Origin of the sequence: Terrisporobacter muris (assembly GCF_024621905.1) — a bacterium.
Lineage (GTDB): Bacteria > Bacillota > Clostridia > Peptostreptococcales > Peptostreptococcaceae > Terrisporobacter > Terrisporobacter muris.
Genome location: NZ_JANKBY010000142.1, coordinates 1 through 8,825, shown reverse-complemented (window position 1 = coordinate 8,825; position 8,825 = coordinate 1). Strand labels below are relative to the sequence as shown.

The following is an 8,825-nucleotide window of genomic DNA, read 5'->3' as shown; positions in this document are numbered from 1 at the left end:
AAAATATAGAATAAATATGTTATCAGTCTTAATTCATTTCAAGAGACTAAATAATTAAGACAAAGCAATTATTAAAGTTCATATTAATACTACTTATTAAAATATATATTATAAAAATCGGTATTATATCTATTAAATTTTCAATTGAAAATATAAGCAAAATAATGATATTTATTATGTTGGGGGACTTATTAGATATCGTTAAAAAGAACATAACAAAAGAAAAATCTAAATTGGTTAGGAGGTTGATTGTTTTGCCAATGGATCTTAATTTAGGTGACATAGTAGAACTAAAAAAACAACATGCATGTGGATGTAAACAATTTGAAATAGTTAGAGTAGGTATGGATATAAAGATCAAATGCACTAACTGTAAAAGATTGATTATGTTAGATAGACAAACTTTAGAAAAAAGAATAAAGAAAATTGTAAGTAAATAGAAAGGCTTTAGTTAAACAGTTGTTGTAACCTAATAAAATTCATATAGATAATTAGGTAATATATAGGGGGTGCTTTAACATGGCAGTTAGATTTGCAGACAGAATGGGAAAAATTGAAGGGTCAGCTATACGTGAGTTATTAAAACTTACAGCTAGACCAGAGGTAATATCTTTTGCAGGTGGAATGCCTGCTCCAGAATTATTCCCAGTTGAGGAAATGAAAAAAGTTTCAGTTGCAGTACTAGAAGAACAAGGGAGAGTAGCATTACAATATACATCAACTGAGGGTTATCTTCCATTAAGACAAAAAATTGCAGACAGAATGAACAAAACACTTAAAACAAATGTAGGTCCAGATGATATATTAATAACTAGTGGATCTCAACAAGGTCTTGATTTTTCAGGAAAGACATTTATAGACAAGGGTGACGTAATTTTATGTGAAAGTCCATCTTATATGGGTGCATTAAATGCAATGAAAGCTTATGAGCCAGAATTTATTGAAATTAATACTGACAATGATGGTATGATAATGGAAGACTTAGAAAAAGTTTTAGCTTCAAATGATAGAGTTAAAATGATTTATGTAATACCAGATTTCCAAAATCCATCAGGTAGAACATGGCCATTAGAGAGACGTCTTAAGTTCATGGAAATAATAAATAAATATGAAATACCTGTAATAGAAGATAATCCATATGGTGAATTAAGATTTGATGGAGAAAGTTTACCATCATTAAAATCATTAGATACTAAGGGGTTAGTAATTTATCTTGGGACTTTCTCAAAAATATTCTGTCCAGGATACAGACTAGGATGGACTTGTGCTGCTCCAGAGATATTAGGTAAATTTAATATTTGTAAGCAAGGGGCTGACTTACAAGCATCTACAATAAGTCAGATGGAAGTAAGTAAATTTATGGATATTTATGACTTAGATGAACATGTTGAAAAAATAAAAGCATGTTATGTTAAACGTAGAGATGTAATGTTAAAAACTATGAAAGAAGAATTCCCAGATTGTGTTGAGTTTACACATCCACAAGGAGGATTATTCACTTGGGTTACATTCCCAGAGGGAATTAATGCTGGTGAAATGGCTAAAAAATGCTTAGAGAAAAATGTAGCATACGTTCCAGGTGAGTCATTCTATCCAAATGGTGGAGTATATAATACTTGTAGACTTAACTATTCAAATATGCCTGAAGAAAAAATAGTAGAAGGTATCAAGAGAATGGGAGAAGTATTAAGAGAAGAATTAGCTAAGAATGATGAAAAACAATTAGCTACTAATAAATAATAAAATAATTTATAATATATTGTAAATTAAATTTACAATAAAGGTAAATATCAAAAAGCGGGCAAAGGTTTTCTTTGGCCGCTTTAAATTTAAAATGGATAGCTATTAAGCTATCCATTTGGGAGATTGGGATGAAATATATTTAAGTTATGGGGGCTATATATACTTGTATTATTTATCATAATCAATAAAAATATACATAAATTGAATAATTTAAATGAAATTTTGAAATAAATATAAAAAACTTAATTATAAAAGTATACAAACTAAAAATAGGTATAAATAATTTGACATAGTTTATTATAAGTGATAAAATACATAAGTATGAGAATTTATTCTCATTTCTCTGCTCTGAAAAGAGGAGCCGTTAAGTCCAAAGGGAGGTGAAATTAATGAAAAATTATGAATTAGTTTACGTTGTAAGACCAAACGCTGAAGACGAAGTTAAAGAAGCTGTATTAAATAAAATACAAGAAGTAATCTCAGCTAATGGTGAAGTTGAAAAAGTTGACACTTGGGGAAACAAGAAATTAGCTTATCCAATAGCTAAATTCACTGAAGGTTTCTATGTGTTAGTAAACTTCAAAGCTTCTGCTGATCTTCCAAAAGAATTAGACAGAAACTTAAAAATAAACGAAAACGTAATAAGACATATGATAGTTTGTGCTTAATTAGCATATAACTAGTTTTATTATGAATAGGATGGTGCTTTTATGAACCATGTAGTATTAGTTGGTAGATTAACTAAAGATCCAGAATTAAGATATATACCTGGAAGTGGAACACCAGTTGCTAACTTTACTTTAGCTATCGATAGAGATTATGCTAAAAAAGATGGTACTAAAGATACAGACTTTATACCAGTAGAAGTAATGGGAAAAGCTGCTGATTTCTGTGCTAATTATATCTCAAAAGGTAGATTAGTTGCAGTTCAAGGAACTTTAAGAGTTGATAGATATCAAACACAATCTGGAGAAAATAGAACTTTTACTAAAGTAAGTGCTAAATCAGTACAAGCTTTAGAGAGCAATAAAAATAGATCTGAAAATCCATACGGAGAAGGTCATCAAGGTTCGCAACCGACTTTCGAACCTAACTTCGAGGCGCCACAAGGATTAGATCCAAATGGTTTCCAAGCAATAGATGATGACGAAATACCATTTTAGAAAAGGAGGGGACTTGAATGATAAACAAGAAAAGACGTAAAAAAAGAAAAGTTTGTCAATTCTGTGCTTCTAAAGATGCTAGAATAGATTACAAAAACACTCAAAGATTACAAAAATATGTAACTGAAAGAGGTAAAATATTACCAAGAAGAATATCAGGAACATGTGCTAAACATCAAAGAGAATTAACAGTAGCAATAAAGAGAGCTAGAAACATAGCACTTTTACCATATACATTAGATTAATAAAAATGCCTTCCATTGATTTATCAATGGTGGGCTTTTTTTTAATGCAAGGAGATTATATTGATCTCAAATATGTGTAAATCTAATTATTACTTGGAAAATTATAAATATGTATAATTTAATAATATAATGAAAAAAGGAAGGTATAAGCCCTCCTTTTTTCATTGTATGTTATCTTGTAAATTATGATATAATGTTTATATATTGAGGAGGGGAAGATTGTGCGAATAGAAAAGGGTTCTGATATTACAAAAAATGTAAAAATAATAGAATGGATAAAAAATGAAATACTAATAAGTGTAAGCAATTTGTTCAATCTATTATTCAAAGGAGTAAAACCTATTGACAATGGATTTCAAAATGCAATAGCTAATATAATTATGTTGTCATATCTTTTAGGTAAGAGATTAGGCATTAGTTTTGATGAAATAGATTATAAGATAAAAGAAAAAGCAAAAGAAGGAATAAAAGAAGAACACAGCATAGAAACATGGTTTGGAGATTTGTCAGAATTAGAAAAACATATAGACAATAGGGAGTGATATGGATTGAATAAAGATTTAAGACTATCAAGGGTATTGCCGATAGTCATTTTAGCTATAATATTAATATTAGTAAGCTTAAATGTTCCTCAGTTAAGTTTATTATTATTTATAATACCGATACCCTTTGCATTAATCGGAACATTATCAAATATTAAAAATAACATAATTTCATTAATAATTGCATTATTGGCTTTAATATTTTTTACTGAAACTACATACGCTGTTGATATATTTATAAACAGTATTGTTCCAGGAGCAATAATAGGTATTATAGCTAAAAGGGTTTTAAGTAAACAAGATAGCAATAAATATGAACCAATTTTTGCTGGTTCTATAGTATTTATAATTTCAATAGTTGTATATTATGTTATATCTAAATATGCTTTTAGGGTTGATATATTAGACGAACTAATACAGGTTTTCAACAAGAGTATAGAGGCGCAAAAAAGCTTACTACAATCTGCAACTAACTATGAGTTATTGGGTACAGAAGATATTATAGATACATTTAGAAATATAGTACCGTCTATATTATTTTTTAGGAGTATGATTTTATCAATAATTATATATTTGATTGAAATATATGCTCTTAAGAAAATGAAATATGGAGATTTAGGAGAAATAAAGTTTAGAAATTTTTATTTACCGGGAAATGCTATAGCTATTTCTTTTGTATTATATTTATTGATGTTAGGACTATCTTATATGAAAACACCGCTATACACAGATGCAATATTTCTAAACCTACAAATAGTGTTTAACTTTATGTTTATAATACAAGGTATATCTGTATCTATTTATTTTATAAAAAAATGGTTAAAAAATGGTGTAGGTAAAAAAGTTTTTATTGGTGCAATGTGTGTAGGTATATTTGGAATGACAGGAATTTCTTTCATAGGTATGATAGATAGTATATTAGATTTTAGAAATGTGAGATCCTACAAATCTATATAGGAGGATAGAAATGAGGAATAAACCGAGTTTTAAAATAAATATGCCAGAAATAAATATATATATATTGATTATCGGAATAACAAGTTTAATCCTACTTTTCTATAATTTATATATAGGAAGTTTGTTTTTCTTTGGCTTTATTTATATAGTGTTTCATAATTGGAGAATTGCTAATTTTAGAAAAAAAGAGTGGAATAGATATATTGAAACTTTATCTTTAGATATAGATGAAACAACAAAAAAGGCTATAATGAATTTACCTATACCCCTTTGTATTCTAGAGTTCGATGGAAATATATCATGGTATAATAAAAAGTTTTATGATATGACACAGTCGCTAGACTTACTTGGTGAAAACATCGATAATATAATTAAAAATATTAATTTAAGAAAAGTATTAAATGAAAATAAAGAAATGTATACTGAAGTAAGTTACAAAGATAGGGAGTATACAGTTGTTTATAATGTTATAAAAAATGAACAAAATAAGCAGGTAAAATATTTAATGATGCTTTATTGGATAGACAAAACTGAATATTTAGCTCTTACTCAAAAATATGAGGAAGAAAAAAATATTATAATGCTAATTCAAGTAGATGGATATGACGAAGTATTAAAGAGTGCTAATGAAGAAAAAAGATCATTAATTTCTGTAGAGTTAGAAAGAATATTATCTGGACTAGAAATATCCTTACAAGCTGCAGTAAAAAGAACGTCAAAAGACAAATACATAGTTATAACTAATCAAAAAGGTTTATCTAAATTGCAAGAAAATAAATTTACTATTTTAGATACGATAAGAGATATTGATTATGGAAATACACTTCCTGTAACTATAAGTATAGGTGTTGGAAGAGATGGCGATTCTATTTATGAAAATATTAAACTTGCAGCTGGAGCTTTGGACTTGGCCCTAGGTAGAGGTGGAGATCAAGCAATTGTAAAAACAAAAGATAAGTTTGAGTTCTACGGAGGGAAGTCTAAGGCTGTTGAAAAAACAACAAAAGTTAAATCTAGATTAATAGGTCATGCATTAAAAGAAATAGTATCTCAAAGTAAAACAATTTATATAATGGGGCACAAGTATCCTGATTTAGATGCTATGGGAGCAGCAGTTGGTATATTTGATATATGTAAATCCTTGAAGAAGGAAACGTATATAGTATTAGATACTGTTAATGAATCAATAGATGAGTTTGTAAGTAGGCTTAATAAATGTGAATATTATAAAGATTTATTTATAAGTAAAGAAGATGCAATAAGGAACTGTACTAGAGATACTCTAGTAGTTGTGGTAGATACTCATAGACCTAGTTATACGGAATGTGAAGAATTACTAGAAATTAGTAAAAAAGTAGCAGTTATAGATCACCATAGAAAAGGTGTAGAATTTATTCAAGATACTGTTTTATCATTCCATGAAATCTATGTATCATCTACTTGTGAAATGGTAACAGAAGTTGTCCAATATTTAGAGGATGATGTTAAAATAAATAAACTTACAGCAGAGGGACTTCTTGCAGGAATAAGTTTAGATACAAAGTTCTTTGCATTTAAAACAGGAGTAAGAACTTTTGAGGCTGCTTCTTATTTAAAGAAGGCAGGAGCAGATACTACAGAAGTTAAGAAGCTATTTAGAGCAAATGTGGAGGACTTTAAAACAAAAGCAGATATTATAGGTAATACACGTATTATTGATAATAGAATATGTATATCTTATTCAAAAACACAATCTGAAAATATAAATGTAGTTATTGCACAGGCTGCAGATGAACTATTAACAGTAAAGAAAATAGAGGCATCATTTGTATTAGGTGAGAAAGATAATACTATATTTATAAGTGCAAGATCATTAGGAAAAATAAATGTACATGTTTTAATGGAAAAACTAGGTGGAGGTGGACACATGGATATAGCTGGTGCCCAAATGGAGGGCGTGTCTATCAAGGAAGCCTATGAAAAAGTAAATGAAATAATAGAACAATACTTAAGGGAGGAAGACTAAATGAAAGTAATATTATTAAAAGATGTTAAAGGAACAGGAAAAAAAGGAGAAGTTAAAGAAGTAAGCGATGGATATGCAAAAAACTTCTTATTACCTAAAAAAATGGCAGTAGTTGCTGATAATACAAATATAAAAGAGTTAAATGAAAAAAATAAATCAAAAGAATTAAAGGCTCAAAAAGAATATGAAGAGGCTGTTGAATTAGGAAAGAAAATGGAAGATATGTCAGTAACTATATACTCTAAAGCTGGTGAAGGTGGAAGATTATTTGGATCAATAACTTCTAAAGATATAGCAGAACAATTAAAGAAACAACATGGCGTAGAAGTGGATAAGAGAAAAGTATCACTTGATGAGCCAATTAGAGTTTTAGGTTCAAGATTTGTTGATGTAAAAATACATCAAAAGGTAACTACAAAAATAAAAGTAGATGTTAAAGAAAAACAATAAGCACTAGGTTGAGGTGATAATAATGGAGGATATAAGTAGAATTCCTCCACATAGCGTGGAATCAGAACAATCAATATTAGGCTCTATTATCCTTGATAAAGATGCAATTATAACTGTAGCAGAAACTATAAATCCAAGCGATTTCTATAAAGAAGCTCACAAGATAATATATGAGTCTATGCTAAAGTTAAATAGTAACAATGAGCCTATAGATTTGATAACATTAATAGAGGAATTACGAAAAGAAGGGCATTTAGATAATATAGGTGGTATTAGTTATTTAACAAGTCTTTCAACAATAGTTCCAACGACATCAAATGTAAAGTATTACGCCAACATAGTGAAAGAAAAATCTGTCATGAGGCAACTTATTAAGGCTTCTAATGAGATTATAAACTTAGGATATGATGCTTCTACAGATGTTCAGGAAATATTAGATAAGGCAGAAAAAAACATATTTGATATATCTCAAGAAAAATCTGGAGATGATATTCAACCAATAAACTTGGTACTACAAGATACCTTTGATATGATTGAAAGGTTATGTACACAAAAAAGTGACGTTACTGGAATAACCACTGGATTTGCAGATTTAAATAAAAAAATAAATGGACTACAAAGAACAGACTTGATTTTACTAGCAGCAAGACCTGCCATGGGAAAAACAGCATTTTCACTAAACCTTGTTCAGAATGCTGCATTAAAAGGTGATGCATCTGTAGCAGTGTTTAGTTTGGAGATGTCTAAGGAACAGCTTGTTCAACGTATACTTTCTGCACAATCTAATGTGGAACTAAGTAAAATAAAAACTGGTACACTTGGTGAATCAGATTGGCCAAGGATAATAGATGCCATGGCGGTATTATCAGAAGCCAATATTTTTATAGATGATACCCCAGGTATAAAAATATCAGAAATAAGATCAAAATGTAGAAGATTAAAGATAGAAAAAGGATTAGACTTAATCATGATTGACTACCTTCAATTAATGGAGGGGGAAGGGAAAAACGAAAATAGACAGCAAGAAATAGCTAAAATCTCTAGATCTTTAAAAATATTAGCTAAAGAATTGGATTGTCCTGTAGTTGCCCTTTCACAGTTATCTAGATCTCCAGAACTTAGAAAAGACCATAGGCCTATATTATCAGACTTAAGAGAGTCTGGATCTATAGAGCAGGATGCAGATATAGTTATGTTCTTATATAGAGATGAATACTACCATGAGGATTCTGAAAAGAAGAATATTGGAGAAGTCATAGTGGCAAAGAATAGACATGGTGAAACTGGAAATGTAGAATTAGTATGGTTTGGTCAAGTTCAAAAATTTGCCGACAAAGTTAGAGAAATATAAACACATATCCACAGAACAACCTTTCTATATTTAAGAAAAATGTGGATATTTATGAAAAAATAGTATTAAATACAGTAGATGCAATAAAATGTTATGCACAGTATCCACAAATTGTATGTGGATAAATGTGTATAACTAAATAAATATGTATAAAAGTTAATTATGAGTTGTTTATAAGATAAGGATATCTTTTAAACAACTCATAATTATGTCCAAAAATAAGTTAATAAGGAGGAGTATAAAATGAAGATAGAAATGTTTTTTGTATATCCAATTATGGGGATTGTTAATAAAGAAAGTAATTTATTCAGAATTGTGGATAATAATTTGAAAGAAACCTTAATAATTTATTTAATGGAAGAAAAAAAT

The 8,825-nt window shown here is 28.8% G+C and carries 10 protein-coding genes; all 10 read left to right on the top strand.

What is annotated here, in order from left to right:
• The first annotated feature begins 254 nt into the window (after positions 1 to 254).
• The 10 genes from NSA58_RS11565 (at position 255) to dnaB (ending at position 8,456) form a co-directional block, all read left to right on the top strand.
• Positions 255 to 440 carry a DUF951 domain-containing protein gene (locus NSA58_RS11565; RefSeq protein WP_018590086.1) on the top strand — a complete coding sequence of 62 codons (186 nt, stop codon included), beginning with the start codon at positions 255 to 257 and terminating at the stop codon, positions 438 to 440.
• Between the two features lie 79 nt (positions 441 to 519).
• The gene (locus tag NSA58_RS11560; RefSeq protein WP_039679966.1) at positions 520 to 1,740 is read left to right on the top strand and encodes an aminotransferase-like domain-containing protein; all 1,221 of its coding nucleotides are present in this window, start codon (positions 520 to 522) and stop codon (positions 1,738 to 1,740) included.
• Positions 1,741 to 2,132: 392 nt separating this feature from the next.
• Positions 2,133 to 2,411: a 30S ribosomal protein S6 gene (gene rpsF / locus NSA58_RS11555; protein ID WP_039679967.1), complete on the top strand. Its 279-nt coding sequence runs from the start codon at positions 2,133 to 2,135 to the stop codon at positions 2,409 to 2,411.
• 42 nt (positions 2,412 to 2,453) lie between these two features.
• A complete protein-coding gene (gene ssb / locus NSA58_RS11550; RefSeq protein WP_039679968.1) occupies positions 2,454 to 2,906 on the top strand; it encodes a single-stranded DNA-binding protein in 453 nt (150 codons plus the stop codon).
• A 17-nt stretch (positions 2,907 to 2,923) separates the two neighbouring features.
• Positions 2,924 to 3,151 (top strand): 30S ribosomal protein S18, encoded by a 228-nt coding sequence (gene rpsR / locus NSA58_RS11545; RefSeq protein WP_018590090.1) that lies wholly within the window; start codon positions 2,924 to 2,926, stop codon positions 3,149 to 3,151.
• Positions 3,152 to 3,372: 221 nt separating this feature from the next.
• Complete coding sequence (locus tag NSA58_RS11540) at positions 3,373 to 3,693, top strand: MazG-like family protein (protein WP_039679969.1); 321 nt, start codon at positions 3,373 to 3,375, stop codon at positions 3,691 to 3,693.
• 6 nt (positions 3,694 to 3,699) lie between these two features.
• Positions 3,700 to 4,650 carry a DUF2232 domain-containing protein gene (locus NSA58_RS11535; protein ID WP_039679970.1) on the top strand — a complete coding sequence of 317 codons (951 nt, stop codon included), beginning with the start codon at positions 3,700 to 3,702 and terminating at the stop codon, positions 4,648 to 4,650.
• 10 nt (positions 4,651 to 4,660) lie between these two features.
• Complete coding sequence (locus NSA58_RS11530) at positions 4,661 to 6,655, top strand: DHH family phosphoesterase (protein WP_257560486.1); 1,995 nt, start codon at positions 4,661 to 4,663, stop codon at positions 6,653 to 6,655.
• Complete coding sequence (gene rplI, locus NSA58_RS11525) at positions 6,656 to 7,105, top strand: 50S ribosomal protein L9 (RefSeq protein ID WP_039679972.1); 450 nt, start codon at positions 6,656 to 6,658, stop codon at positions 7,103 to 7,105.
• Between the two features lie 22 nt (positions 7,106 to 7,127).
• On the top strand, positions 7,128 to 8,456 hold the full coding sequence (gene dnaB, locus NSA58_RS11520; RefSeq protein ID WP_039679973.1) for a replicative DNA helicase: 1,329 nt from the start codon (positions 7,128 to 7,130) through the stop codon (positions 8,454 to 8,456).
• Positions 8,457 to 8,825 lie beyond the last annotated feature (369 nt).

Excerpts from the sequence above, each read along its gene's own strand:
- rpsR (WP_018590090.1), top strand. The coding sequence starts at position 2,924 with ATGATAAACAAGAAAAGACGTAAAAAAAGAAAAGTTTGTCAATTCTGT.
- rplI (WP_039679972.1), top strand. The coding sequence starts at position 6,656 with ATGAAAGTAATATTATTAAAAGATGTTAAAGGAACAGGAAAAAAAGGA.
- dnaB (WP_039679973.1), top strand. The coding sequence starts at position 7,128 with ATGGAGGATATAAGTAGAATTCCTCCACATAGCGTGGAATCAGAACAA.
- NSA58_RS11530 (WP_257560486.1), top strand. The coding sequence starts at position 4,661 with ATGAGGAATAAACCGAGTTTTAAAATAAATATGCCAGAAATAAATATA.
- rpsF (WP_039679967.1), top strand. The coding sequence starts at position 2,133 with ATGAAAAATTATGAATTAGTTTACGTTGTAAGACCAAACGCTGAAGAC.
- NSA58_RS11560 (WP_039679966.1), top strand. The coding sequence starts at position 520 with ATGGCAGTTAGATTTGCAGACAGAATGGGAAAAATTGAAGGGTCAGCT.
- ssb (WP_039679968.1), top strand. The coding sequence starts at position 2,454 with ATGAACCATGTAGTATTAGTTGGTAGATTAACTAAAGATCCAGAATTA.